24 protein-coding genes and 1 other RNA gene are annotated in these 24,132 nt (G+C 68.8%); 17 read left to right on the top strand and 8 right to left on the bottom strand.

The window, feature by feature from the left end; translation table 11 throughout:
* The first annotated feature begins 4 nt into the window (after positions 1 to 4).
* Positions 5 to 505 carry an LURP-one-related/scramblase family protein gene (locus LR394_RS12010; RefSeq protein WP_231441020.1) on the top strand — a complete coding sequence of 167 codons (501 nt, stop codon included), beginning with the start codon at positions 5 to 7 and terminating at the stop codon, positions 503 to 505.
* On the opposite strand, the gene LR394_RS12005 is transcribed toward LR394_RS12010, so the two are convergent.
* Positions 502 to 1,518, bottom strand: coding sequence for a LacI family DNA-binding transcriptional regulator (locus tag LR394_RS12005; RefSeq protein ID WP_269329003.1), 1,017 nt, complete (start codon positions 1,516 to 1,518; stop codon positions 502 to 504). The genes LR394_RS12010 and LR394_RS12005 overlap by 4 nt on opposite strands.
* Positions 1,519 to 1,694: 176 nt before the next feature.
* Between LR394_RS12005 and LR394_RS12000 the strand changes: the two genes are divergently transcribed.
* From LR394_RS12000 to LR394_RS11945, 12 genes are all read left to right on the top strand, one after another.
* Positions 1,695 to 2,621 carry a carbohydrate ABC transporter permease gene (locus tag LR394_RS12000; RefSeq protein WP_407937024.1) on the top strand — a complete coding sequence of 309 codons (927 nt, stop codon included), beginning with the start codon at positions 1,695 to 1,697 and terminating at the stop codon, positions 2,619 to 2,621.
* 1 nt (position 2,622) lies between these two features.
* Positions 2,623 to 3,543 (top strand): carbohydrate ABC transporter permease, encoded by a 921-nt coding sequence (locus LR394_RS11995; RefSeq protein ID WP_231441014.1) that lies wholly within the window; start codon positions 2,623 to 2,625, stop codon positions 3,541 to 3,543.
* An 81-nt stretch (positions 3,544 to 3,624) separates the two neighbouring features.
* The gene (locus tag LR394_RS11990) at positions 3,625 to 4,989 is read left to right on the top strand and encodes an ABC transporter substrate-binding protein (RefSeq protein ID WP_231441012.1); all 1,365 of its coding nucleotides are present in this window, start codon (positions 3,625 to 3,627) and stop codon (positions 4,987 to 4,989) included.
* Between the two features lie 79 nt (positions 4,990 to 5,068).
* Positions 5,069 to 6,628, top strand: coding sequence for an arabinosylfuranosidase ArfA (gene arfA, locus LR394_RS11985; protein ID WP_231441009.1), 1,560 nt, complete (start codon positions 5,069 to 5,071; stop codon positions 6,626 to 6,628).
* Positions 6,621 to 8,366: a glycoside hydrolase family 35 protein gene (locus tag LR394_RS11980; RefSeq protein WP_231441007.1), complete on the top strand. Its 1,746-nt coding sequence runs from the start codon at positions 6,621 to 6,623 to the stop codon at positions 8,364 to 8,366. Before arfA ends, LR394_RS11980 begins: the two co-directional genes overlap by 8 nt.
* A 123-nt stretch (positions 8,367 to 8,489) precedes the next feature.
* Positions 8,490 to 9,668 (top strand): Nif3-like dinuclear metal center hexameric protein, encoded by a 1,179-nt coding sequence (locus LR394_RS11975; protein WP_231441005.1) that lies wholly within the window; start codon positions 8,490 to 8,492, stop codon positions 9,666 to 9,668.
* Between the two features lie 80 nt (positions 9,669 to 9,748).
* A complete protein-coding gene (locus LR394_RS11970; protein ID WP_231440999.1) occupies positions 9,749 to 10,501 on the top strand; it encodes a zinc ribbon domain-containing protein in 753 nt (250 codons plus the stop codon).
* A gap of 3 nt (positions 10,502 to 10,504) precedes the next feature.
* Positions 10,505 to 11,128: a histidine phosphatase family protein gene (locus LR394_RS11965; RefSeq protein ID WP_231440997.1), complete on the top strand. Its 624-nt coding sequence runs from the start codon at positions 10,505 to 10,507 to the stop codon at positions 11,126 to 11,128.
* A gap of 117 nt (positions 11,129 to 11,245) precedes the next feature.
* Complete coding sequence (locus tag LR394_RS11960; RefSeq protein WP_231440995.1) at positions 11,246 to 11,464, top strand: DUF1737 domain-containing protein; 219 nt, start codon at positions 11,246 to 11,248, stop codon at positions 11,462 to 11,464.
* Between the two features lie 3 nt (positions 11,465 to 11,467).
* Positions 11,468 to 11,884, top strand: coding sequence for a rhodanese-like domain-containing protein (locus LR394_RS11955; protein ID WP_231440993.1), 417 nt, complete (start codon positions 11,468 to 11,470; stop codon positions 11,882 to 11,884).
* A gap of 100 nt (positions 11,885 to 11,984) precedes the next feature.
* The gene (locus LR394_RS11950) at positions 11,985 to 13,166 is read left to right on the top strand and encodes an O-succinylhomoserine sulfhydrylase (protein ID WP_231440991.1); all 1,182 of its coding nucleotides are present in this window, start codon (positions 11,985 to 11,987) and stop codon (positions 13,164 to 13,166) included.
* A gap of 113 nt (positions 13,167 to 13,279) precedes the next feature.
* The gene (locus LR394_RS11945; protein WP_231440988.1) at positions 13,280 to 13,732 is read left to right on the top strand and encodes a hypothetical protein; all 453 of its coding nucleotides are present in this window, start codon (positions 13,280 to 13,282) and stop codon (positions 13,730 to 13,732) included.
* On the opposite strand, the gene LR394_RS11940 is transcribed toward LR394_RS11945, so the two are convergent.
* From LR394_RS11940 to LR394_RS11930, 3 genes are all read right to left on the bottom strand, one after another.
* Positions 13,723 to 15,189 (bottom strand): pyridoxal phosphate-dependent decarboxylase family protein, encoded by a 1,467-nt coding sequence (locus LR394_RS11940; protein ID WP_231440987.1) that lies wholly within the window; start codon positions 15,187 to 15,189, stop codon positions 13,723 to 13,725. The genes LR394_RS11945 and LR394_RS11940 overlap by 10 nt on opposite strands.
* A gap of 211 nt (positions 15,190 to 15,400) precedes the next feature.
* Positions 15,401 to 16,189, bottom strand: a complete 789-nt coding sequence (locus LR394_RS11935; protein WP_231440985.1) for a YaaA family protein — start codon at positions 16,187 to 16,189, stop codon at positions 15,401 to 15,403.
* A 32-nt stretch (positions 16,190 to 16,221) separates the two neighbouring features.
* A complete protein-coding gene (locus LR394_RS11930; protein WP_231440983.1) occupies positions 16,222 to 17,985 on the bottom strand; it encodes a bifunctional metallophosphatase/5'-nucleotidase in 1,764 nt (587 codons plus the stop codon).
* A 320-nt stretch (positions 17,986 to 18,305) separates the two neighbouring features.
* Here LR394_RS11930 and rnpB point away from each other — a divergent pair.
* Positions 18,306 to 18,687: RNase P RNA component class A (rnpB, locus tag LR394_RS11925), an RNA gene on the top strand.
* Between the two features lie 126 nt (positions 18,688 to 18,813).
* Positions 18,814 to 19,074 carry a hypothetical protein gene (locus tag LR394_RS11920; RefSeq protein WP_231440981.1) on the top strand — a complete coding sequence of 87 codons (261 nt, stop codon included), beginning with the start codon at positions 18,814 to 18,816 and terminating at the stop codon, positions 19,072 to 19,074.
* A gap of 17 nt (positions 19,075 to 19,091) precedes the next feature.
* Here LR394_RS11920 and ppgK read toward each other — a convergent pair whose 3' ends face one another.
* The 3 genes from ppgK to LR394_RS11905 are packed head-to-tail and all read right to left on the bottom strand — an operon-like array spanning position 19,092 to position 21,196.
* On the bottom strand, positions 19,092 to 19,883 hold the full coding sequence (ppgK, locus tag LR394_RS11915) for a polyphosphate--glucose phosphotransferase (RefSeq protein ID WP_269329001.1): 792 nt from the start codon (positions 19,881 to 19,883) through the stop codon (positions 19,092 to 19,094).
* 33 nt (positions 19,884 to 19,916) lie between these two features.
* Positions 19,917 to 20,795, bottom strand: coding sequence for a type I methionyl aminopeptidase (map, locus tag LR394_RS11910; protein ID WP_231440979.1), 879 nt, complete (start codon positions 20,793 to 20,795; stop codon positions 19,917 to 19,919).
* A gap of 47 nt (positions 20,796 to 20,842) precedes the next feature.
* Entirely contained in the window at positions 20,843 to 21,196 is a 354-nt protein-coding gene (locus LR394_RS11905; protein ID WP_231440977.1) for a hypothetical protein, read from the bottom strand.
* 148 nt (positions 21,197 to 21,344) lie between these two features.
* Between LR394_RS11905 and LR394_RS11900 the strand changes: the two genes are divergently transcribed.
* Positions 21,345 to 21,539, top strand: coding sequence for a hypothetical protein (locus LR394_RS11900; RefSeq protein WP_231440975.1), 195 nt, complete (start codon positions 21,345 to 21,347; stop codon positions 21,537 to 21,539).
* Here the strand turns inward: LR394_RS11900 and panB are convergent, their stop codons facing one another.
* Positions 21,540 to 22,391: a 3-methyl-2-oxobutanoate hydroxymethyltransferase gene (gene panB / locus LR394_RS11895; RefSeq protein ID WP_231440973.1), complete on the bottom strand. Its 852-nt coding sequence runs from the start codon at positions 22,389 to 22,391 to the stop codon at positions 21,540 to 21,542. It abuts the gene before it with no gap.
* 378 nt (positions 22,392 to 22,769) lie between these two features.
* Here panB and glnA point away from each other — a divergent pair, with 378 nt between their 5' ends.
* Positions 22,770 to 24,107 (top strand): type I glutamate--ammonia ligase, encoded by a 1,338-nt coding sequence (glnA, locus tag LR394_RS11890; protein ID WP_231440971.1) that lies wholly within the window; start codon positions 22,770 to 22,772, stop codon positions 24,105 to 24,107.
* Positions 24,108 to 24,132 lie beyond the last annotated feature (25 nt).

The raw sequence follows: 24,132 nt of genomic DNA, 5'->3' as shown, positions 1-24,132 counted from the left end.
CAGAATGAGTGACATGTACGTGATCAAGGAACGCTTCTTCGACATCGGCGACGACTTCGACATCACCGACGAGGACGGCCGGCTGGTGCTGCACGTGGACGGCAAGGTGTTCAGCCCGCGCGGCCGGCTGGTGATCGAGGACCCGTCCGGCCAGGAACTGGCCTCGGTGCACCGGCAGCTGATCGCGCTGCGCGAGACGTACACGATCAAGGTCGGCGACGCCAAGGCCGCCGAGGTGCGCAAGAAGTTCTTCACCCCGTTCGTGGACCGGTTCACCATCGACGTGCCCGGCCCGGACGACCTGGAGATGAAGGGCGACCTGTTCGACCACGAGTACACCGTCTCCCGCGGCGGCCGTGAGGTGGCGAACGTGTCCAAGCGCTGGCTGTCGTTCCGGGACACCTACGCGGTGCGGATCGACGAGGGCGAGGACCACCTGCTGATCCTCGCCTCGGTGCTGGCGCTGGACCTGGCCGCCGCCCGTAAGGACGACGCCAAGGACTAACGCGGGCGCGGGGCGGCGGAGCTGTCCCGGAACACCAGATGGGTGGGTACCAGCACGTTTTCGGGCGTGCTGGTACTCGCGCGCAGCGGCCCGGCGTTCTGCCCGGTGCGGATGCCGTGGATCAGCATGTCCACGCTGCGCCGCCCCACCCCCTCGAAGTTCTGCCGCACGGTGGTCAGCGGCGGCCAGAAGTTGCGCGACTCCTCCATGTCGTCGAAGCCGACCACGCTCACCTCGCCGGGCACCCGGCGTCCCTGCTCGTGCAGGGCTCGCAGCAGGCCCAGCGCCATCTGGTCGTTCGCGGTGAAGACGGCAGTGACTCCGGGCCGGTGGGCCAGCACCAGGCCGGCCTGGTAACCCGAGTCGGAGGACCAGTTGCCGTCGATCACCGGCGGGACCGGGCAGCCGTGCCGCTGCAGCGTCTCCAGCCAGGACTGGCGGCGGCGGTTGGCGGAGTAGGAGTTCGCCGGCCCGGAGACGTGCCAGACCGTCTCGTGGCCCAGCTCCAGCAGGTGCTCGGTGGCCAGCCGGGCGCCTTCGGCCTGGTCGGTGTCCACGATCGGGTGCGGCAGGTCGGCGCCCGCGTCGATCACCACCACCGGCAGGCCGGTCGGCCAGTGCACCTCGGCGGTGTCGATCAGGCTGGTCTCGATCACGATGATCACCCCGTCCACCGCCTGCTCGTTCAGCCGGGCGAAGGCCTTGGTGACGTCGGTCTGCGAGGGCCGGCGCACCGGGATCAGGGTGATCGAGTAGTTGGCGTCGGAGGCCGCCATCGCGATCTCGTCGAGCGTGCGCATGTTGCCGAACGACGAAAGGGTGAACATGATCACGCCGATGTTCCCGAAGCGTCCCAGTCGCAGAGCGCGCGCAGCATTGTTCGGCCGGTAACCGATGCTGCGCATCGCGGCGAGGACGCGACTGCGCGTGCCCTCGTCCACATTGTTATGTCCGTTCACGACCCGGGAAACCGTCTGTCCGGAAACCCCCGCAATTCGGGCAACGTCGGCCATAGAGGGCCCGCGCCGTCGCGGTTTTGCCTGTACAGCGGGGGTTTCGGAGGCGGTCACCGTGTCGTCCGGGTGATTCACCGTCGGCCGCCCGTGGTCATGTTCACGTAAACATGCTAGCTTCCGAAGACCGAAATGTTGACGTAAACATTGCGGGTCTTTCCAGAGAGGTAAAGAGGATGACGATGGCGTCGGCGACCGCCGCTACGGTCCCGCCCACGAGTCCGCCCGTTCGGCGGAAAACGCGTAGGAACTGGCGTGGTTGGATCTTCGTCGGGCCGTTCATGGCGGTCTTCGCCCTGGTCTTCATCGCCCCGCTGGCCTACGCGATCTACCTGAGCCTGTTCCGGCGGCAGTTGATCGGTGGCAACAGCTTCGTCGGCCTGGACAACTACGTACAGCTCTTCCAGGACGCGGCGTTCTGGACCTCGCTCACCCGGGTGCTGCTGTTCCTGGTCATCCAGGTCCCCATCATGCTGATCATCGCGCTGGTCGCGGCCATGATCATCGACGGTGCCCGGATCTACGGGGCGAACCTGTTCCGGATCGCGCTGTTCCTGCCCTACGCGGTGCCCGCGGTCGTGGCCGTGCTGATGTGGGGCTTCATCTACGGTGACCAGTTCGGTCTGGTCGGCCAGCTGAACGACGCGATCGGCACCGGGTTCAACCCGTTCGACCCCAGCTGGATCCTGGTCTCGATCGGTAACATCGTGACCTGGTCGTTCGTCGGCTACAACATGCTGCTCTTCTACACGACGCTGAAGACCATCCCGGCGGAGCTGTACGAGGCGGCCGAGCTGGACGGCGCCAACCAGCTGTGGATCATGCGGGCGATCAAGCTGCCGGCCCTGCGCGGCACCCTGGTGATCGCCACGATCTTCTCGATCATCGGCAGCTTCCAGCTGTTCAACGAGCCGAACATCCTGCGCCCGCTGGTGAAGAGCATCATCACCACGGACTACACCCCGAACATGTACGCCTACAACCTGGCCTTCAGTGGCCAGCAGCAGAACTACTCGGCGACCGTCGCGATCGTGATGGGTCTCGTCACCGCGATCATCGCGTACGTGGTGCAGCTGCGCGGTTCGCGGACGGAGGACCGCTGAGATGAGTTCGTCCACGCTGTCGCGGCCCGATTCGGAAGGCCGCGCCGCGCGCCGCAAGGCGCGCAAGGACCCGGGTCGTCCCGGGGCCCAGAAGTCCATCGCGCTCACCGTTCTGATGGGTGCGTTCCTGATCTACACCGTCCTGCCGCTGTTCTGGCTGGTGGTCAACGCCTCCAAGACCCAGGAGCAGCTGTTCGACTCGTTCGGCCTCTGGTTCGCCGACGGGTTCTCGTTGTTCAGTAACATCAGTGACACGCTGAGCTACCAGGACGGCATCTTCGGCCGCTGGATCCTGAACACCCTGCTGTACGTGGTGATCGGGGCCGGCGGGGCCACGTTGCTGGCCACCCTGGCCGGTTACGGCATGGCCAAGTACCGGTTCCCGGGCCGGGGTGCGGTTTTCGCGATCGTCCTGGGCGCGGTGGCCGTGCCCGGTACCGCGCTGGCCGTCCCGACCTTCCTGATGTTCAGCAAGATGGACCTGACCAACACCATCTGGGCCGTCATCATCCCCTCGCTGATCAGCCCTTTCGGTCTGTACCTGATGTGGGTGTTCGCGATCGAGGCGGTGCCGACCGAGATCCTCGAGGCGGCCCGGATGGACGGTGCCAGCGAGCTGCGCACCTTCTTCACCATCTCCGTCAAGCTGCTCGCACCGGGTATCGTGACGGTGCTGCTGTTCACCACGGTGGCCACCTGGAACAACTACTTCCTGCCGCTGATCATGCTGAGCGATCCGGATCTCTACCCGCTGACCGTGGGTCTGAACCAGTGGAACGCCCAGGCCCAGAGTGCCGGTTCACAGCCGGTGTTCGACCTCGTCCTGACGGGTTCGCTGCTGTCGATCATCCCGATCGTGGTCGCCTTCCTCGTCCTGCAGCGGCAGTGGCAGTCCGGTCTGTCCGCCGGAAGTGTGAAGTAACTCGCCCCACCCAGTTCCGACCCCGGTGCTTCCCCCAGCGCCGGGCTCCCAAAACACAGTGAAGTGAAGGGAAGCAACGCGATGTCCCGCAAGTTCTTCAAGCCCCGGTCCCGGGCCGTTGCCGGCCTGGCCGCAGCGGTCGCCCTCGGTACGGTTCTGGCCGCCTGCGGTGGCGGTTCCGACTCCGACGGTGGCGACACCGCGGCCGCCGGTACCCAGGCCGACCTGGACGCCGCGCTCGAGGCGGGTGGCGAGCTCACCTACTGGAGCTGGACCCCCTCGGCCAAGGACCAGGTCGCCGCGTTCGAGAAGGCCTACCCGAACGTCAAGGTCAACTACGCGAACGTCGGCACCAACGTCGACGAGTACACCAAGCTGACCAACGCGATCGAGGCCGGCTCCGGCGCCCCGGACGTGGCCCAGGTCGAGTACTACGCGATCCCGCAGTACGCGCTGTCCGAGTCGCTCCTGGACCTGAACAGCTACGGCCTCGGCGAGCTGGAGAGCTCGTACACCGCCTCCACCTGGGGCCAGGTCACGGTCGACGGCAAGCTGTTCGGCCTGCCGCAGGACTCGGGACCGATGGCGATGTTCTACAACGAGAAGTCGTTCGAGGCGGCCGGTGTCACCGAGGTGCCGAAGACCTGGGACGAGTACATCGCCGCGGCGAAGAAGGTCAACGAGTACAACCCGGACTGGCACATCACCTCCGACACCGGTGACGGTGGCCAGACCCTGAGCATGATCTGGCAGGCCGGCGGTCACCCGCTGAACGTCGACGGCGACAAGATCAACATCAACTTCGAGGACGAGGGTTCCAAGAAGTACACCGCGATGTGGAACCAGCTCCACGAGGCGGACCTGCTGTCCGACCAGGTCGGCTGGACCGACGAGTGGTTCCGCGCGATGGGCGACGGCTCGCTGGTCACCCTGCTGTCGGGCGCCTGGATGCCGGGCAACATGATCGCCAACGCCGCGGCCGGCTCGGGTGACTGGAAGGTCGCCCCGATGCCGACCTACGACGGTGGCACCCCGGTCACCGCCGAGAGCGGTGGCTCCTCGATGGCCGTCATCAAGCAGAGCGAGAACCCGGCCCTGGCCGCCGCGTTCGTGCGCTGGCTGAACCACGACCCGGAGAGCATCAAGATCTTCATCGAGTCCGGCGGCTTCCCGTCGACCACGGCCGACCTGAGCGACCCGGCCTTCACCGGCGCCGAGTCGGAGTACTTCGGTGGTCAGAAGATCAACGAGGTGCTCGCCGCCGCGGCCGGCACGGTCCAGCCCAACTGGTCCTACCTGCCGATCCAGGCCTACGCCAACACCATCTTCGGTGACACCGCGGGCAAGACGTCGTACAACAACAACAGCGACCTGAACGCCGGGCTCGCGGCCTGGAAGGCCAAGATCGACGAGTACGCCACGCAGCAGGGCTTCACCGTCGAGTAAGACCGAGTTCCACGCGAGAGCGGGCCGGGCTGTTGCGCAGCCCGGCCCGTTCTTTGTCCGAAGAGAGGTGTGAGAAACGATGATTCCGGCAGACCTGCGGGTCCGGCTCGGCGAGACGGTGGCGGACGTTCCGCCGCGGCTGTTCGGCGGTTTCGTCGAGCACATGGGCCGCTGCGTCTACCAGGGCATCTACGAACCGCAGCACCCGAGCGCCGACTCCGAGGGGTTCCGCGCCGACGTCCTGGAGCTCGTCCGTGAGCTCGGGGTGACCGTGGTGCGTTATCCCGGCGGCAATTTCGTCTCCGGCTACCGCTGGGAGGACGGGGTCGGCCCGCGCTCGGAGCGCCCGGTGCGGCTGGACGCGGCCTGGCACCAGACCGAGACCAACCAGGTCGGGCTGCACGAGTTCGCCTCCTGGGCCGCTCAGGCCGGGGTCGAGGTCATGCAGGCGGTGAACCTGGGCACCCGGGGGATCGAGGCGGCCGGCGACCTGCTGGAGTACTCCAACCACCCGGGCGGCACCGCGCTGAGCGACCGGCGCCGGGCCAACGGCGCCGAGGAACCGTTCGGGATCACCCTGTGGTGCCTGGGCAACGAGATGGACGGCCCCTGGCAGATCGGTCACAAGACGGCCGACGAGTACGGCCGGCTGGCCGCCGAGGCCGCCCGCTACATGCGCTTTCTCGACCACCGGGTCGAGCTGGTGGTGGCCGGCAGCTCGAACATGGAGATGCCGACCTTCGGGGAGTGGGAACGCACCGTCCTGCGGCACACCGCCGACCAGGCCGACCACATCTCGGTGCACGCCTACTACGAGGAGTCCGACGGTGACGTGGCGAGCTTCCTCGCCTCCGCCGCCGGGCTGGACCGGTACCTGGACACCGTGGCCGCGATCATCGACGAGGTCCGCGAGGAACTGGGTCTGCAGAAGCAGATCGGGATCAGCGTCGACGAGTGGAACGTCTGGTACCAGCGCGACTGGAACGAGAACCACAAGGACGCGGTGCTTTCCGGCGGCTGGCCCGAGGCCCCGCGGCTGATCGAGGACGAGTACAACGTCACCGACGCGGTGGTGGTCGGCTCGCTGCTGATCTCGCTGCTGCGGCACAGCGACCGGGTCACGATGGCCAACCTGGCCCAGCTGGTGAACGTGATCGCCCCGATCCGCAGCGAACCCGACGGCGCCGCCTGGCGGCAGACCACGTTCTTCCCGTTCGCGCTGACCGCGGCGCGGGCGCGCGGCCGGGTGGTTCCGCTGTCGCTGGACGTGGCCTCCGGGCCCACCGCGAAGTACGGCGATGTCGAACTGGTGGACGCGGTGAGCACCGTTGCCGAGGACGGCTCGGTGTCGCTGTTCGTGGTGAACCGCTCCGTGGACTCGGTGTCGGCCCTTTCGGTCGAACTGGACGGTGCCGAGCTGGTTCTCGAGGACGCGCTGACCCTGACCGTGCCCGAGGGCGGCGACCGCTTCACCACCAACACCCAGAGCTCGCAGCCGGTTGCCCCGGTGGCCCTCGCCGGCGTGACGGTGAGCGCGGCCGATTCGGCCACCCGGCTCTCCCTGACGCTTCCCCCCATCTCCTGGTCGGTGCTCACGCTGCGCCCGGCTGCTGCCCCGAAAGAGAACCCCAGTGCCTGAACTGAAGATCGGTGAGAAGGACTTCCTTCTCGACGGCGAGCCCTTCCAGATCATTTCCGGTGCGCTGCACTACTTCCGGGTGCACCCGGACCAGTGGGCCGACCGGATCCACAAGGCCCGGCTGATGGGCCTGAACACGATCGAGACGTACGTCCCGTGGAACCTGCACGCACCCACCCGGGGCGAGTTCGACACGTCCGCTGGTCTGGACCTTGAGCGGTTCCTGAAACTGGTTGCCGCCGAGGGGATGCACGCGATCGTCCGGCCCGGCCCGTACATCTGCGCGGAGTGGAGCAACGGCGGTCTGCCGCCGTGGCTGCTGCGTATTGAAGGTGTCGAGCTGCGCCGCGCTGAACCGCAGTACCTGTCGGCGCTGACCGAGTACCTGCAGGCGGTCTACCAGATCGTGGCCCCCCTGCAGGTCGACCGCGGCGGGCCGGTCTTCCTGGTCCAGATCGAGAACGAGTACGGCGCCTACGGTTCCGACAAGGAGTACCTGGCCGAGCTGGTCCGGGTGACCCGCGAGGCCGGGATCACCGTGCCGCTGACCACGATCGACCAGCCGGACCCGCAGATGCTCGAGGACGGCCGGCTGGACGGGCTGCACATGACCGCCTCGTTCGGGTCTCGCAGCACCGAGCGGTTCAAGACGCTGCGCGAGTTCCAGCCCACCGGGCCGCTGATGTGCATGGAGTTCTGGGACGGCTGGTTCGACAGCTGGGGTTTCCACCACCACACCACCACGGTGGAGGACTCCGACACCGCGCTGGACGAGATCCTGCGGGTGGGTGGCTCGGTGAACTTCTACATGTTCCACGGCGGCACCAACTTCGGGATGACCAACGGCGCCAACGACAAGGGCGCCTACGTTCCGCTGGTGACGTCGTACGACTACGACGCGCCGCTGGACGAGGCCGGTAACCCCACCGCGAAGTACCACGCGTTCCGCAAGACGATCGCCAAGTACGCGCCGGTGCTGGACGAGCTTCCGGCCGAGGCAACCCCGGCGCCGGTGTTTGACGCGAGCCTCACCCCGCGGGCCTCGCTGCTCGACCTGCTGGGTGAGATCGGCGAGGCGCGCCCGGGCGATCACCCGGCCACCTACGAAGAGCTCGAGCAGGACACGGGTTTCGTGTTCTACCAGGCTCCGGCCGTCGACATCGCCCCGGGCACGCTGCGGATCGGCGAGGAGGTGCGTGACCGGGCCTACGTGTTCCAGGACGGCATCCCGGTCGGGATCATGGCCCGGGACGCGCACGAGCGGGCGCTGGCACTGCCGCTGCTGGCCTCGCCGGTGCAGATCCTGGTGGAGGACCAGGGCCGGGTGAACTACGGACCGCGCCTCGGTGAGGCCAAGGGCCTGATCGGCGAGGTCACCGTGGACGGGATCCCGCTGACCGACTGGACATCCTGGCGCCTGGACGTGGACCGGCTGCCTGAGCTCGACCTGGAGGGCTGCTCCCTCAACCTGGGGCCGCAGGTGCTGGACGGCGAGTTCGAGCTGGCCGAGGCGGCCGACCTGTTCCTCGAGACCAGCGCCTGGGGCAAGGGCCTGGTCTGGGTCAACGGCTTCAACCTGGGCCGGTACTGGCGCAAGGGCCCGACCCAGACGCTCTACGTGCCCGCCCCGGTCACCCGGGCCGGGCGTAACCGGATCGTCGTGCTCGAGCTCGAGGCCATGGCCCACCCGTCCGCGCAGTTCGTGGACGGGCTGCGGCTGGGGCAGATCGAGTTCTGAATCCTCTGGTGGGGCCGGTCTGCGCCGGCCCCACCAGAACCCCTGAACAGTGTCTTTGGACGCTTGTCGAAGACCACGCCAAGTCATGACACATGAACGCGCTGTGCCCGATAGAGTCTGAGAGTGACCACCGAAGCCGCTTCACCTTCGCTCGCCGACGTCATCGCCGTGCTGGAACGGATGTACGACCCGGCCTGGGCGCGCGACTGGGACGCCGTGGGGCTGGTCTGCGGTGACCCGGACGCGCAGGTCCGCCGGATCCTGCTGGCGATCGACCCGGCGCCGGCGGTCGTCGAAGAGGCGCTCACCTGGCGGGCCGATCTGCTGATCACCCACCACCCCCTGCTGCTGCGCGGTGTCCACGGCGTGCCCATCACCACGCCCAAGGGCAAGGTGATCCACCAGTTGATCCGCGGCGGCTGCGCGCTCTACACCGCTCACACCAACGCCGATGCGGCTGCCCCCGGGGTCTCCGACGCGCTGGCCCGGGTGCTCGGCCTGACCGACCTGGTGCCGCTGTCGGCCGACCCCGCCGATCCGGTGGACAAGCTGGTCACCTTCGTCCCGGAGACCGCGGTGGAGAAGGTGCTGGACGCGCTGTCGGCGGCCGGCGCCGGGGAGATCGGCGAGTACGCGCGCTGCGCCTGGACGGCGGTGGGCACGGGAACGTTCGTGCCGGGTTCTTCGGCCACCCCGGCGATCGGTACGCCGGGCGAGCGTGAGGTGGTCGAGGAGCGGCGGATCGAGATGGTCCTGCCCCGCAAGCGCCGGTCCGAGGCGCTGGCCGCGTTGCGCACCGCGCACCCCTACGAAGAACCCGCGATCGACCTTTACGAGCTGTCCACCTGGTCCGGCCCCCGGGGCATCGGCCGGGTCGGCACCCTGGAGCAGCCCACCAGCCTGCGCGAGTTCGCCATGCTGGTCGCCGAGGCCCTGCCCAGCACGTCTCAGGGGGTGCGGGTGGCCGGTGATCCCACGGCCGAGGTCTCCCGGGTGGCGGTCTGCGGCGGTGCCGGCGATTCGTTGTTCGCAGCGGTGCGGGCCTCCCAGGCCGATGTCTACGTCACTGCCGACCTGCGGCACCATCCCGCCTCCGAGGCCCGCGAAGCGGCCGGCGACGGCGCGCCCTACCTGGTCGACGTGGCTCACTGGGCCAGCGAATGGCCTTGGCTGAACGGGGTTTCCAACCGGCTGGAGGGCGCTCTGGCTGATTCCGGCCGGGCGGTCGAGGTGCTGGTCTCGGCCCGCAGCACCGACCCGTGGGTGTTCCGGGTGCCCAGCCCAGGCGGCATGGTTCGCTGAGACCTGCCCTGCCCGGTGGTGATCGCAGGCCCGCCCCGCCCTCTAAGCTGATGCTCCCGCGGGGGACTTTAGCTAGGAGGATGGTTGCTGTGGTAACGGCGGCGGCTCAGGATCAGTGGCGGCTGCTGGACGTGCAGGCGCACGACATCCGGCTCACTCAGATCGCGCACCGGCAGCGCTCGCTGCCCGAGCTCGCGAAGATCGCCGAGCTGGAGAAGAAGCGCCAGGGCATCGACGACGAGCTGGTGGTGGCCCGCACGGCGCTCACCGACGCGGCTCGCGAGCTCACCAAGGCCGAGGCCGACGTGGAGCAGGTGCGCCAGCGGGCGGCTCGTAACCAGGCCCGGCTCGACGCCGGTCAGGGCAGCGCGAAGGACCTGCAGGCGATCCAGCACGAGCTGGAGAACCTGGCCAACCGGCAGAGCGTGCTGGAGGACGCCGAGCTCGAGGTGATGGAGCGCCAGGAGGCGGCCCAGGCCTCGGTCGAGGAGGCCACCACCCGGCGCGAGGCGGTCAGCGCCGAGATCGCCGAGGCGGCCGCGGCCCGCGACAAGCAGCTCGAGACGCTGAGCGGTGAGGCCGAGGGCGAGAAGCGCGACCGCGAGACCGCGGCCGGGGGCATCCCGAAGGAGCTCCTGGCGCTGTACGAGCGCATCCGCGAGAACAGCAACGGGGTCGGCGCGGCCCGGCTGTACCAGCGGCGCTGCGAGGGCTGCCAGCTCACCCTGCCGCCGAACGACCTGAACCGGATCCGCGCCGCGGCCGAGAACCAGGTGCTCCGCTGCGAGGAGTGCAGCCGGATCCTGGTGCGCACGGCCGAGTCCGGCCTCTAGACGGTGGCGGCGCCGGACCTCGGTCAGCCGTTGACGCTGCACCTGGTCCGGCACGCCAGCACCGCGCACACCGGCTCGGTGCCCAGCGGCGGCGACCGGCACGGCCCGGCGCTGAGCGAGCAGGGCGTGGCCGAGGCCGAGGCTCTGGCTCGGGTGCTGGGCCCGGCGGACGCGCTGCTCACCTCGCCCTTGCTGCGCACCTGGCAGACCGCCTGGGCGCTGCGCGCGGCGGTGGGCTGCGAGCCGGTGGCCGATCCGGAACTGGCCGAGCTCCGGCTGGGGGAGTGGGACGGCCTGTCCTACCGGGAGATCGCCGAGCGCTGGCCGAAGGAGTACGCGCAGTGGCGGCACTCCCCGTCGGCCCGGCCTCCGGGTGGCGAGTCGGTTCAGGATCTCGCAGAACGTACGGACGCCTGCTGGCGGCGGTTGCGCTCGTCGTACCCGGGAAAGTCCGTCGTCGTCGTCACCCATACCGGTCTGATCCGCGCAGCCGTCGCGAGCGCCCTGGACGCCGGTCCCGCCGCGTTCTGGCGCCTGCGGATCGACCCGACCGGGATCACCACGGTACGGATGTGGGCCGACGGTGGGATCGAGGTCGCCGGGGTCAACCGGAGCACCCCGGCGTGATCCAGCGTGATCCAGCGCTGCCCCCGAACGGCTGATCGTGGTGAAAGTTACGGGTGATCAGGCAAGCGGACGGGTCCTGCGCTTAAGACTGTCGGGGCGCTGAGGTAGAACTGGTTCATGGCAGAGACCGAGCCGTTGCGTTACAAGCTGCTCACCGGCCCCGACGACCGCAGTTTCTGCGAGCGGGTCAGCGCCGCCCTCGCCGAGGGCTACGTGCTGCACGGTCCGCCCACCCTGACCTTCGACGGCGAGCGGGTGATCGCCGGGCAGGCCGTAGTGCTGCCCGAACCACCCGGTCGTCCCAGCCCGAACCGCCCGCACATCCAGGAGGCCTGAGCCGTGCCGTACGCCGGAGATCTTTCCCCCGAACAGGCCTGGGAACTGGTGCAGTCCAACCCGGGCGCCGTCCTGGTGGACGTGCGCACCCGGGCCGAGTGGTCCTACGTCGGGGTGCCCGACCTGACCGCGCTGGCCAAGGACGTGGCCCTGATCGAGTGGACCTCGTTCCCCGACGGCGCCCGCAACCCCGCCTTCCTGGACGAGGTCGGTGCCGTCTCGGCCGACAAGTCCGCGCCGGTGGTGTTCCTGTGCCGTTCCGGGGTGCGCTCGGTCGCCGCGGCCGAGGCCGCCACCGCAGCCGGGTACACCGCTGCGTTCAACATTCTGGAGGGCTTCGAGGGCCCGCCCGACGAGCAGAGCCACCGTGGCCGCAAGGCCGGCTGGAAGGTCCGCGGCCTGCCCTGGAAACAGGGCTGAGTCCGGCCGGGGCGGCCGCCTGGTTCTCCGGCCGGCCACCCCGCCGGTTCGCCGTGCCCGAACCGCCCCACCCCCGTCCCACCATTCGAGGAACGAGCAGATGAGCAGCGACACCCCAGACCCCCGCCGACCCGACACCCTGAGCGTGCGGGGCGGCACCGTCCGGTCGAACTTCGCGGAGATGTCCGAGGGGCTGTTCCTCACCCAGGGGTACACCTACGGCTCGGCCGGCGAGGCCGAGTCGGCGTTCAAGGGCGAGCTGGAGCACTTCGTCTACTCGCGCTACGGCAACCCCACCGTGTCCATGTTCGAGGAGCGGTTGCGGCTGATCGAGGGCGCCCCGGCCGCCTTCGCCACCGCCACCGGGATGTCCGCGGTCTTCAACGCCCTGGCCGCGCTGCTCGGCGCCGGTGACCGGATCGTCGCCTCCAAGGCGCTGTTCGGCTCCTGCTTCGTCATCCTCGACGAGATCCTGCCGCGCTGGGGCGTGGAGACGGTGTTCGTCGACGGCCCCGACCTGGCCCAGTGGGAACAGGCGCTCAGCCAGCCCACCCAGGCCGTCTTCTTCGAGTCGCCGTCCAACCCGGCCCAGGAGCTGGTCGACATCCGCGCGGTCAGCGAGCTGGCGCACGCGGCCGGGGCCCAGGTCGTGGTGGACAACGTCTTCGCTACCCCGCTGCTGCAGAAGCCGCTCGAGCTGGGCGCCGACATCGTGGTCTACTCCGCCACCAAGCACATCGACGGCCAGGGCCGGGTGCTCGGTGGGGCCATCCTCGGCCCGGAGGAGTACATCAACGAGAAGGTGCAGAACCTGATGCGCCACACCGGGCCCTCGCTCAGCCCGTTCAACGCCTGGGTGCTGCTGAAGGGCCTGGAGACGCTGCGGCTGCGGGTCGACCACCAGTGCGCCGGCGCGCTGCGGATCGCCGAGTTCCTCGAGGCCGACGCCCGGGTCGGCGCGGTGAAGTACCCGCACCTGCCCAGCCACCCCCAGTACGAGCTGGCCAAGTCGCAGATGAGCGCGGGCGGCACGGTGGTCACCTTCGAGCTGGGTGGCAAGGAGAAGGCGTTCAGCTTCCTGGACCGGCTGCGCGTCGTCGACATCTCGAACAACCTGGGTGACGCCAAGTCGATGGTGACCCACCCGGCCACCACCACCCACCGCCGCCTCACCCCCGAGGCCCGGGCGGCTGCGGGGATCAGCGACGGCACGGTGCGCATCTCGGTCGGTCTGGAAGACGTGCAGGACCTGCTGGAAGACCTGGACAACGCGCTGAGCTGAGCCGGGCCGGCCGCGGGTGAGTGGATCTCGCTCACCCGCGGTCCGGTTGGCGTCTCGCCGGAGTGCGAGGGCCTGCGGTTGCGGGAGGCCCAGCTGCACGGTGAAGTTCCGGCATGGGCGATCCGGACTTCTGGGTACCGGTGCTGGTCGTGGTCCAGATTCTCGGTGTCGTGCTGGCTCTGGTGGCTGGTGGCCGGCTCTACCGCAGCAACATCGAGGAGGCTGAGCGGCGGCGCGCTGCGGGGTTGACCGACTTTGCCCCGGGCGATCACCGGGTCTCGGTGCGTCTGCTGCAGGCCAAGGCCGACGAGGAGTTGCCCGGCCGAGAGCTGGTGGTGCTGCAGACTCTGGCCAAGGCCCTGGTGGCCCGACGTCCCGTTGGGCTGGTGATCGTGGGTCTCGTGCTGGGGCAGGCGGCCTGGATGTTCATGGATGTCTCCATCTGGCTCAAGCTTCTCGTGGCGCTGTGGGCAGTGCTCTACGCGGCGGCGGCCTTCCGGATCGAACGTGATGCGAGGGTGGGCGCCGCTTTTCTGCGGCGCCACCCTCTGAGCGTTCAGGCCTGAGCGGCCAGCTCCTTCGCCGCGGTCCAGACCGCTTCCACGTCAGACCATTCCGTGCTCTCCACGCCGATCGAGATCCGGACCATCCACTGCCCGGCCAGCTTCGCCGGGGTCACCGTGCCCACGCCGCTGCGATTCAGCGCGTCCGCCCAGGCCAGGGTGTGCTGCTCGAGCGCCTCGCCGTCCAGGGTTTCGCCGTTCGGGCCGGAGGGCGTGTGGCGGATGCACACCGTCTGCAGCGAAACCGGGGCTACGACAGTCCAGTCCGGCTCGGCGGTCACCAGGCGGGCCAGGCGCTGGGCGTTGGCGAGGTCTCGGCGTAGGCGCTCGCGGATCGCCTCGACGCCGTCCAGGCGCAGGTGGAACCACAGCTTCAGGGCGCGGAACCGCCGGCCCAGGGGAATGCCCCAGTCGCGGTACTCGGTGGCTACGACCGCCCCGGAGTTACGCAGGAAGCTGGGGTTGGTCGACATCACCCGGATCAGCCGCTCCGGCTCACGCACGTACAGCAGCGACGTGTCCAGGATCGTGCCCATCCACTTGTGCGGGTTCCAGCCCAGCGAGTCCGCGGGCGGCACAGTGAACCCGTCCGGCGTCGTGAACCCCTCGATCCCCTCGACCAGCCAGCGATATTCGGGCAGCAGCAGGGCGGATCCGGCCATCGCGGCGTCGATGTGGACCCAGATTCCGTAGCCCGCGGCGATCTGCATGATCTCGGCCAGCGGGTCCACTGCGGTGGTTGCCGTCGTACCCACGCTTACGACGATCGCCGCGGGCCGACGTCCCTCATTGACGTCCTTCTCGATCGCCGCGCGCAGAGCCGCGGGGTCCAGCGCGTGGGTCGCGGGGTCAGTGGCGATGCTACGGATGTTGTCGCGGCCGAAGCCCGCCAGCAGAGCGGCCTTTGGGGTGGCGGAATGTGCGTGCTCGGAGGAGTAGACCGTCAGGGGAGCTTCGAGTGACTGTAGACCGCCGCGCTCGCTGACGTAGTCGGCCGCGCGCTCCCGGGCGGCGAGCAGGGCCACCAGGCAGCCGGTCGAAGCAGTGTCCTGAATGACGCCGCGCCAGCCCTCGGACAGGCCGGTCAGCTGACGCATCCAGTCGCAGACCACCTCCTCCAGTTCGGTCAGCGCCGGGGCGGACTGCCAGGAGATACCTAGGGCGCCGATGCCGGAGGAGGCGATGTCGCCGAGCACGGAGGCGAGCGATGCGTTGGAGGGGAACCAGCCGGTGTGGCGCGGGTGCTGAACCTGCATCAGGCCCGGCACGATGATCTCGTCCAGGTCGCGCATCACCGCGGCCAGATCCTCGGGCGCGGTCGGGGGAGTGGCGGGGAGGGCGCCAGTCACGTCCCCGGGCTTGACCGTGGATTGCACCGGACGGTCGGGGAGCCCGGTGCGGTAGTCGGCGATCCAGTCGATCAGCTGATGGCCTGCAGTGCGGAACTCTTCTGGGGTCACGCGCTCAGTCTGCCCCGAGTGATGATCGGGAAGACAAAGCGACGATATAGCGTGCTTTGTCTCCCCGATCATGGTTGGCCGTCGTGATAACAGGCCGTGGAAGATGGCGAAGTCGGGCCGGGCGGCAGGCGGATATGGGTGGGCCACGGAAGGTTCAGAGAGCGGTGGATGAGGAGGGGCCGGGCCGGAAGATGGCGTGGTTGGCCGTGGATCAGTCGTGGAGGACGACGTCCAAGGTCCAGGAGGAGCCGGCGCGGGCTGGCTCAGACAACTCCGCGGGCCAGCGCGAGCCGACCAGGTCGCGCAGGGCGGCAGGGGTGAGCGGATCAGTGTCCTGCTCCAGCAGGTAGCGGGTGACCTCGCCGCGGGTGTGCTTGGCCAGGTGACTCACCACCGAGCGCTTGCCGTTGGTCTCCCGCAGCACGCGCACCGCGACCGTCCGAGCAGCCACGTCGGAGGGGAACGAAGTAACCGGGGCAGCAGCGGCGTACGGCCCGGAGCGGCAGTCGACGATCACACCGCGCTTGCCGGCTGCAGCGGCCAGCACGCCAGGGAGTTCGCTACGCCAGTGCCGCGCCAGCGGGCCGAGGGAGGGCAGTTCGCCGTCCATGGACAGCCGGTACGACGGAACCCGATCGCCCGGGCGCAACGCACCCCACAGCGCCGAGATCACCAGCACCCGGTTGTTACCCCGCCGCCGAGCCGCCGGGGAGAGCGAATCCCAGCCCAGGGCGTCGTAAAGAACCCCCGTGTACACCTGATGCGCCGGGCGCGCGGGCGCGGTGTGCAGGGTGAGGTTCCGGGCTACCTCGTCGGCCAGCGAGGCCCCCACGCCCAGCCGCGTGAGAGCGTCGGGCTGGGCGCTGACCTCGATCAGCGCTTCCAGAGCCTGCTTACGCAGATCGGTCAGCTCTGGGAACGACAGCTGCGCAACCTCGACGGGCTTACCCCGCTTGGCCGGGGCAGCTTTGGACTCTGAAGGGGGCAGCAGGACGAGCACTCCGGGAGTGTACGGCCCACTGCCCGCCCCACTTACAGCGAGCGGATCCGCGTACCCCGGGGCAGACCGAGACCGGGGTTCTTCTTTAGGTACTGGGTCAGGGCGTCGCGCTCCAGGACGCCGGTGACCTTGTTCTTGCCGTCCGGGAAGCCGGCCAGGCCGCTGCCCCCTTCGGAGAAGAAGTCGATGGTGGTGACCCGGTACTTCTTGTCCGCGTACATCCGCTCACCGTTCAGCCGCATGTCCCGGATCCGGATCTTGTGGCCGCACTTCTTGTCCATGTCGAAGCTGAAGTAGAAGCTCTTGCTCACCTCGATCGGCATCCGCTGGTCGTTGTCCACCGCCGCGTCGTGGCAGAACGTGCTCTCCAGCGCCGCGTCGATCTGCCGCCCGGTCAGCGTCATGGTGACCAGCCGGTTGCCCATCGGCTGGGCGTCGAACACGTCGCCGTAGGTGACCTTGCCCTTCTCCAGGTTCATCCGGGCCAGGCCGCGGTTGATGACGGCCAGTTGCGCGCCGCCGTTCTTCTTGGACTTGGTGGCGGCCAGCTGGGCGTCGCCGATCACCCGGCCCAGGTACGTCTCCCCGTGGCGGGTCAGGGTCCGGGTGAGGGTCTGCTTCAGCGTGGTGACCTTCTTGGAGGCGATCGGGTCGGTGGCCTTGCGGTAGCGGTCCACCACCGCCGAGACCTTCTTGTCCCGCTTGCCGGTGTGGCTGATCACGACGTTGTTCGCCTTGATCCTGGTGACCTGGTGCTTTCCGGTGTCGACCGTGACGTCGATCTTGGTCAGCAGCCGGCCGTAGGAGGCCGCGCTGGTCAGCAGCGTGCCCTTGACCTTGCAGTTGTAGGCCTGGTGGGTGTGCGCGCTGAGCACGGCATCCACACTTCCGGACACGGCGGCGGTCAGGTCACGGGCCGGCCCGGCCAGCTTCTCGCAGGAGTTGATCGGGGTACGCGGCGTGGGGTCGGCACCGGAGTGGGTCATCGCGATCACCGCGTCCACCCCCTGGCTGCGCAGCTTCTTGGCCAGGTCACGGATGATCGGTGCTTCGTGCTTGAACTTCACGTCGCGGATTCCCTGCAGGGGAACCAGATCGGTGGTGTCGGGGGTGACCGTGCCGATGATGCCGATCTTGGCCCCACCGACGTTCTTGATCACGTACCCCGGCAGCATCGACTTACCTGTCTTCCGGTCGATCACGTTCGCCGCGAGCATGTCGAACTTGGCGCCGGAGTACTTCGGGGACGCGGGGGAGCAGCCGTCGTCTGGGTGGCAGCCACCGTTGACCAGGCGCCGCAGTTCGGCCGTGCCCTCGTCGAATTCGTGGTTACCCACCACCGCCACGTCGACGAACTGGTTCATCGCCTCGATGGTGCCTTCATCGTGGTAGTACCCCGAGATCAGCGGGCTACCCCCGACCTGATCGCCTACGGAGAGCACCAGCGAGTTGGGGTTGTCCTTCTTGGCGGCGGCGATCTTTCCGGCCAGCCAGGGCGTGCCACCCGCGGTGACGTAACCCGAACCCTTGGACGTAGACGTCTTGGCACTGATCGACAGTCCGTCGGACGTCATGTGGCCGTGAAGGTCGTTGAACGCCAGCAGCTGGGCGGTCACCTTCTTCCCGGCGGGGGCCTGAACCGCAGAAATTTGAGACGGGGTGCTCGCCGCCGGGGGAGTGTTCGCCTGGGCGTTGGTCACCAGCCATCCAGGAACGGCGACCAGCCCGGCCACGGCTACAGCGGTGCCCACTCTGGCCCGGGTGCCCCACTTGCTCTTGTTCTTCGCAGCCGTCATGTTCCGCGCACCTCCACGGGCCGTCAGGGAGTAATCCGTCCAAGCTTCCCGACCCCAGTGACGCGGAAGGTGAACGAATGTGTGCGCTGAGCGACCAGGAGACGAAGGGAAAGATGAGGTGATAAACGGGCGAATGGCGCGCCGGAACGCGATGAAGGAAGGCTGTCCCGCTGGTGAACGAGCCTCCGGACGGCCGGGCGGGAAAGCTCGGGGCGGTACCGGCGGACTGCTCGCACCGCCGGGAGGAAGGATGCCGAGCCGGTTCCGGAGGTGGGCTGGTCCGGGTGAACAGCGCAAGGCCCTAGGATGGCTACTGCGGACGAGTTGGACGGGCGACCGCGTCGGACGGTTCGCCGTCCGCCGAGGAAAGTCCGGACTCCACAGGGCAGGGTGGTGGGTAACGCCCACCCGGGGTGACCCGCGGGACAGTGCCACAGAAAACAGACCGCCGATCGGCCCGCAAGGGCGGATCGGTAAGGGTGAAACGGTGGTGTAAGAGACCACCAGCGCTCCGGGTGACCGGAGCGGCTAGGTAAACCCCACCCGGAGCAAGGCCAGACAGGATGCGCTCGAGGGCTGCTCGCCCGAGTATCCGGGTAGGCCGCACGAGGACGCCGGCAACGGCGCCCCGAGATGGATGGTCGTCGCAGGCCGGGTTCGCCCGGCCTGGCACAAGATCCGGCTTACAGTCCAGCTCGTCCGCCTCAGAGATCACTCACCGTGATGAGCTCCATTCACCCCACTGGGGGTTTGGTGCACCACCAGTGAGGTCTGACAGGGACAGATGCGCATACTGAGAGCCCGGGGGAGTCGACCAGAAGGGTTCTCGTGTTCAGCCCAGAGCAACGTGCCGCCGCCCTCGCCAACCAGCGGGCCGCCGCGTTCATCCGTTTCCAGATGCTCGGCGACCATGAGGCCATGGGCTTCATCCTGCGTGATCTGCAGGGCCCGGCCCAGCTGTCGTTCGTCACCGCGCTGGCCTCGTTGTCGGCCACCATCGCCAGCAAGCACATGGGCGAGGCACAGGCGATGGACTACTTCCGGATGGTCGCCGAGACCAGCGCGAGCCTGGCCGAGCCGCTCGACTGAACGGCCCGGCCGCTCGATCAGGCGCCTGGCGGGACGAGGTCCGGGCTCTCGGCGGCCAGCGCGGCCGCGCCGATGATCCCGGCGTCGTTCAGCAGCTCGGCCGGCACGATCGGGGTGCGCAGGTCGAGCAGCGGCAGGAACTTCGCGCTCTTCTTGCTCACCCCGCCGCCGATCACGAACAGGTCCGGCCAGAACAGGTTCTCCACCGTGCGGAAATAGGTCTGCAGCCGGTGGGCCCACTTCTCCCAGGACAGGTCCTCACGCTCGCGGGCGCTGTCGGCCGCCCGGGTCTCCGCGTCGTGGCCCTCGATCTCCAGGTGCCCCAGCTCGGTGTTCGGCACCAGCTTGCCGTCCAGCAGCACCGCCGAGCCGATCCCGGTACCCAGCGTGGCCACGATCACCGTGCCCTTGACCCCGCGGGCGGCGCCGTAGCGGGCCTCGGCCACCCCGGCCGCGTCCGCGTCGTTCACCACGTGCACGCTGCGGTTCAGCCGGGCGGTGAACAGCGTGTCCACGTCGGTGTCGATCCAGGTCTTGTCCACGTTGGCCGCGGTCCGGGCCACCCCGTGCTGGATCACGGCCGGGAAGGTGACCCCGATCGGCCCGGTGCCTGCGTCCGCGCCGAAGCTCTCCACGATCTGCGCCACCACGTCCGCCACCGCACCCGGGGTGGAGGGCTGCGGCGTGGGGATCCGCAGCCGCTCGGCCGCGAACCGCCCCTCGGCCAGGTCGACCGGCGCGCCCTTGATCCCGGAACCACCGATGTCGATCCCGAAACCAGTGGTGAGCAGAGGCTGTTCGGTGCTCATAAACGTCCCTAGTTCTATGCAGTTAAAGGAGGATCAGGGCAGGGTGAGGATCTCGGCGCCGGTCTCGGTGACCAGCAGCGTGTGCTCGAACTGGGCCGTCCGCCGACGGTCCTTGGTCACCACGGTCCAGCCGTCGGCCCACATCTCCCACTCGTGGGTGCCCAGGGTCAGCATCGGCTCGATGGTGAAGGTCATGCCCGCCTCGATCACCATGTCGAAGTTCGGCGCGGCGTCGTAGTGCGGGATCACCAGGCCGGTGTGGAAGCCGGTGCCGATGCCGTGACCGGTGAAGTCACGGATCACGCCGTAGCCGAAACGCTTGGCGTAGGCCTCGATCACCCGGCCGATCACGTTGATCTGGCGGCCCGGCCGGACCGCCTTGATCCCGCGCATCATCGCCTCGTGGGTACGCTCGACCAGTAGCCGCGACTCCTCGTCGACGTCGCCGGCCAGGAAGGTGGCGTCGCAGTCGCCGTGCACGCCCAGCCCGTCGCGGGTCAGGTAGCCGGTGATGTCGATGTTGATGATGTCGCCGTCCTGGACCACCGTGGAGTCCGGGATGCCGTGGCAGACCACCTCGTTCAGGCTGGTGCACAACGACTTCGGGAACCGCTTGTAGCCCAGGGTGGAGGGGTACGCGCCGTGGTCCAGCAGGTACTCGTGCCCGATCCGGTCCAGCTCGTCGGTGGTGATCCCGGGCTGCACGTGCTTGCCCACCTCGGCCAGCGCCGAACCGGCGATCCGGCCGGCCTCGCGCATCAGCTCGATGGTGGCCGCGTCCTTGACCTCCGGGCCGGTGTACTTGGCCGGGGCGGGCTTGTCCACGTACTCCGGGCGCGTGATCGAGGCGGGGACCGCCCGTCGCGGGCTGATCTCTCCGGGAACCAGCGTGCCCAGTGGCGCAGTACTCATGGTGGGTGAGTTTATTGCCTTCTCGCCCGGGGCGAACCACTCACGCCCTACACCCGGTAGTCGACCCAGGTGCCCTCGGCCCGCGACATCGGCACGGTCTGGGCGCCACGCACGTTGCCCGGCGAGAACGGGTTCTCCACCGTGCCGCGCTTGGGCCCCCGGTAGTCGACGTACTGCACGTACATCGCGGTGAGGTAGTCGTCCGAGGCCGAGGGCTGGGCGCCCTTGGGGCCGTCGGCGATCAGGCCGAAACCGACGGTCCGGCCGCCGGTCTGAGTGGTCTCCCCGTTGCCGGAAGACCAGGCACCGGCCTGCGACCCGGCCGGGTTGGCGTCCGGGTCGGGCGAGGTGGTCTGGATCAGGCTGGTGCTGAGCGGTTGCCCGCCGATACGTAGGTCCATGGCTGTGTGCCCCCGAGCACGATGGTCACGGCCGGTCTCATCCGTGAGAGCGGAAGGTGATGGAGATGACATCGGTGAATCCTCAGATCATCTTGAACATCAGTTTCTGCGCAGGCGGAGGGCGGCGGGCCGGATTATCGTCGTGATCATGAGCGAAGGCGCGCAGCAGTACTGGTACAACCTCGCGACCAACCAGGTCGAGGTGACCGACCACAAGGGGCAGGGCAAGGACGTGATGGGTCCTTACCCCACCCGGGAGGCGGCCGAGGCGGCCCTGGCCAGCGCCAAGAGCCGGACCGAGGCGTGGGACGAGGAAGACCGCCGCTGGAACGACGAGGACTGACTACTCCTCGAAGGAGTGCTCCGGCGCGGGGAAGGTGCCGTGCCGGACGTCGCGGGCGTATTCCTGCGCGGCCTGGGTCAGTACGCCGCGCAGGTCCGCGTACTTCTTGACGAAGCGCGGGGTCTTCCCGGCGGTCAGGCCCGCCATGTCGGTCCAGACCAGCACCTGGGCATCGCAGTCCGGTCCGGCACCGATCCCGACCGTGGGTACGTCCAGGGCCTTGGTCACGGCGGCCGCGGCGGGCGCCGGCACCATCTCCATCAGCACGGAGAACGCACCGGCGGCCTGCAGTGCCAGGGCATCTTCCAGCAGCCGCTCGGCCGCCTCGCCCCGCCCCTGCACCCGGTAACCGCCCAGGGCGTGCTCGCTCTGCGGGGTAAAGCCGATGTGCGCCATCACCGGGATGCCCGACTCGGTCAGCAGCTTCACCGTCGGGGCCATCGCCGCCCCGCCCTCCAGCTTCACCGCGTGGGCCAGGCCCTCCTTCATCAGCCGGGCCGCGGTGGCGAAGGCCTGCTGGGGTGACTCCTGATAGGTGCCGAACGCCAGATCGGCCACCACCAGGGCGTGCTCGGCCGCGCCGGCCACCGCCCGCACCAGGGGGATCATCTCGTCGGTGGTGATCGGCAGCGTCGTCTTGTGGCCCAGCACGTTGTTCGCCGCCGAGTCGCCGACCAGGAGCACCGGGATCCCCGCCGCGTCGAAAACGGCCGACGAGAGCTGGTCGTAGGCGGTCAGCATGGCCCAGCGTTCTCCCCGGGCCTTCATCTGCTGCAGGTGATGGATCCGGATCTTCTTGGGTGTGACCGTGGCGCCGCCGTAGGGGGCGGTTTCTTCCGGCTGCTGGCTCATCGATCTACCTCCTCGCAAAGGTGCACCTACCTATCGTCCTCTGCTTGTACTGAACCACTACGGCCAGGTGCGTGCGGGCGATCACAAGGGGACGCCTTGCGCGCCTGCAGCGGTCGGGCGCGGTAGCGGGGGTAGGGGCGTTTAACTGGGGACGGCTCGCGGCACCTGTGCGGGTGGGTTCGGCTGATCGGGGTTCACCGGCCGGCGTCCGGTGCCGATCCAGCGGCGTCGGCGGAGGTGTTAGGTGCGCCACGCTGAGCTGCTGAACAGGGACCGAGCGGTACGGCGGGTGCACCGAGCGCGGCGCGATCTGGCAGGCTCGGCACCACCGGTTATCGGTGAGCCAGTTCGTTGGACAGGGAAGAGGAAAGGACCGGCATGGACAGGCAGCAGGAGTTCATTCTCCGCTCGATCGAGGAGCGGGACATCCGGTTCATCCGGCTCTGGTTCACCGACATCCTCGGATCGCTGAAGAGCGTGGCGATCGCCCCGGCCGAGCTGGAGGGCGCATTCGCCGAGGGCATCGGGTTCGACGGCTCGGCGATCGAGGGCCTGGCCCGGGTGCACGAGGCCGACATGCTGGCCAAACCCGACCCGGCGACCTTCCAGGTGCTGCCCTGGCGCGGGGAGTCCCAGGGCACCGCCCGGATGTTCTGCGACATCCTCACCCCCAGCGGCGAGCCGGCCATGATGGACCCGCGCAACGTGCTCAAGCGCGCGCTGAACGGGGCGGCCGAGCACGGCCTGAGCTTCTACACCCACCCCGAGATCGAGTTCTACCTGTTCAAGGAGCCGACCACGGAGGGCCAGGAGCCCGAGCCGGTCGACCAGGCCGGGTACTTCGACCACGTCGCCCGGGGCACCACCCACGACTTCCGGCGGGCCGCCATCGGGGTGCTGGAGTCGATGGGCATCTCGGTCGAGTTCAGCCACCACGAGGCCGGCCCGGGGCAGAACGAGATCGACCTGCGCTACGCCGACGCGCTCACGATGGCCGACAACATCATGACCTTCCGGACCGTGATCAAGGAGGTCGCGCTCGAGCAGGGGCTGTACGCCTCGTTCATGCCCAAGCCGCTGAGCGCCCACCCGGGTTCGGGCATGCACACCCACTTCTCGCTGTTCGAGGGCGACCAGAACGCCTTCCACGAGGCCGGGGCCGAGTACCAGCTCAGCAAGATCGGCCGGCAGTTCATCGCCGGCCTGCTCAAGCACGCCGCCGAGATCACCGCGGTGACCAACCAGTGGGTGAACTCCTACAAGCGGATCTGGGGCGGCGCCGAGGCCCCGGCCTACGTCTGCTGGGGGCACAACAACCGTTCGGCGCTGATCCGGGTGCCGATGTACAAGCCGGGCAAGGGCCAGTCCACCCGGGTCGAGTACCGCGGCCTGGACACCGCCACGAACCCCTACCTGGCCTTCGCGCTGATGCTGAACGCGGGCCTGAAGGGGATCGAGGAGGGCCTGGAGCTGCCCGACGGGGCCGACGACAACGTCTGGTCGCTGACCGAGGGCGAGCGCCGGGCGATGGGGATCACCCGGCTGCCCTCCAGCCTGGGCCAGGCGATCCAGGTGATGGAGGACTCCGAGCTGGTGGCCCAGACCCTGGGCGAGGGCGTGTTCGACTTCTTCCTGCGCAACAAGCGGGCCGAGTGGGACGAGTACCGCTCCCAGGTCACCCCGTTCGAGCTGAAGCGGTACCTGCCGCTGCTGTAGACCGTCGCCGGGCGGCCGGGCCTTC

It is taken from the genome of Kineosporia babensis, assembly GCF_021129305.1.
Classification (GTDB): domain Bacteria; phylum Actinomycetota; class Actinomycetes; order Actinomycetales; family Kineosporiaceae; genus Kineosporia; species Kineosporia babensis.
The sequence above is the reverse complement of the archived record's forward strand: the minus strand, read 5'-3'. Positions and strand labels throughout refer to the sequence as shown.

What these genes read in the sequence shown, in the direction of transcription:
- LR394_RS12005 (WP_269329003.1), bottom strand. Translation starts at nt 1,518, where the DNA reads ATGGCCGACGTTGCCCGAATTGCGGGGGTTTCCGGACAGACGGTTTCC.
- LR394_RS12000 (WP_407937024.1), top strand. Translation starts at nt 1,695, where the DNA reads ATGACGATGGCGTCGGCGACCGCCGCTACGGTCCCGCCCACGAGTCCG.
- LR394_RS12010 (WP_231441020.1), top strand. Translation starts at nt 5, where the DNA reads ATGAGTGACATGTACGTGATCAAGGAACGCTTCTTCGACATCGGCGAC.
- panB (WP_231440973.1), bottom strand. Translation starts at nt 22,391, where the DNA reads ATGAGCCAGCAGCCGGAAGAAACCGCCCCCTACGGCGGCGCCACGGTC.
- LR394_RS11960 (WP_231440995.1), top strand. Translation starts at nt 11,246, where the DNA reads ATGGCAGAGACCGAGCCGTTGCGTTACAAGCTGCTCACCGGCCCCGAC.
- LR394_RS11970 (WP_231440999.1), top strand. Translation starts at nt 9,749, where the DNA reads ATGGTTGCTGTGGTAACGGCGGCGGCTCAGGATCAGTGGCGGCTGCTG.
- ppgK (WP_269329001.1), bottom strand. Translation starts at nt 19,883, where the DNA reads ATGAGCACCGAACAGCCTCTGCTCACCACTGGTTTCGGGATCGACATC.
- LR394_RS11905 (WP_231440977.1), bottom strand. Translation starts at nt 21,196, where the DNA reads ATGGACCTACGTATCGGCGGGCAACCGCTCAGCACCAGCCTGATCCAG.
- map (WP_231440979.1), bottom strand. Translation starts at nt 20,795, where the DNA reads ATGAGTACTGCGCCACTGGGCACGCTGGTTCCCGGAGAGATCAGCCCG.
- LR394_RS11930 (WP_231440983.1), bottom strand. Translation starts at nt 17,985, where the DNA reads ATGACGGCTGCGAAGAACAAGAGCAAGTGGGGCACCCGGGCCAGAGTG.
- glnA (WP_231440971.1), top strand. Translation starts at nt 22,770, where the DNA reads ATGGACAGGCAGCAGGAGTTCATTCTCCGCTCGATCGAGGAGCGGGAC.
- LR394_RS11950 (WP_231440991.1), top strand. Translation starts at nt 11,985, where the DNA reads ATGAGCAGCGACACCCCAGACCCCCGCCGACCCGACACCCTGAGCGTG.
- LR394_RS11990 (WP_231441012.1), top strand. Translation starts at nt 3,625, where the DNA reads ATGTCCCGCAAGTTCTTCAAGCCCCGGTCCCGGGCCGTTGCCGGCCTG.
- LR394_RS11945 (WP_231440988.1), top strand. Translation starts at nt 13,280, where the DNA reads ATGGGCGATCCGGACTTCTGGGTACCGGTGCTGGTCGTGGTCCAGATT.
- LR394_RS11995 (WP_231441014.1), top strand. Translation starts at nt 2,623, where the DNA reads ATGAGTTCGTCCACGCTGTCGCGGCCCGATTCGGAAGGCCGCGCCGCG.
- arfA (WP_231441009.1), top strand. Translation starts at nt 5,069, where the DNA reads ATGATTCCGGCAGACCTGCGGGTCCGGCTCGGCGAGACGGTGGCGGAC.
- LR394_RS11900 (WP_231440975.1), top strand. Translation starts at nt 21,345, where the DNA reads ATGAGCGAAGGCGCGCAGCAGTACTGGTACAACCTCGCGACCAACCAG.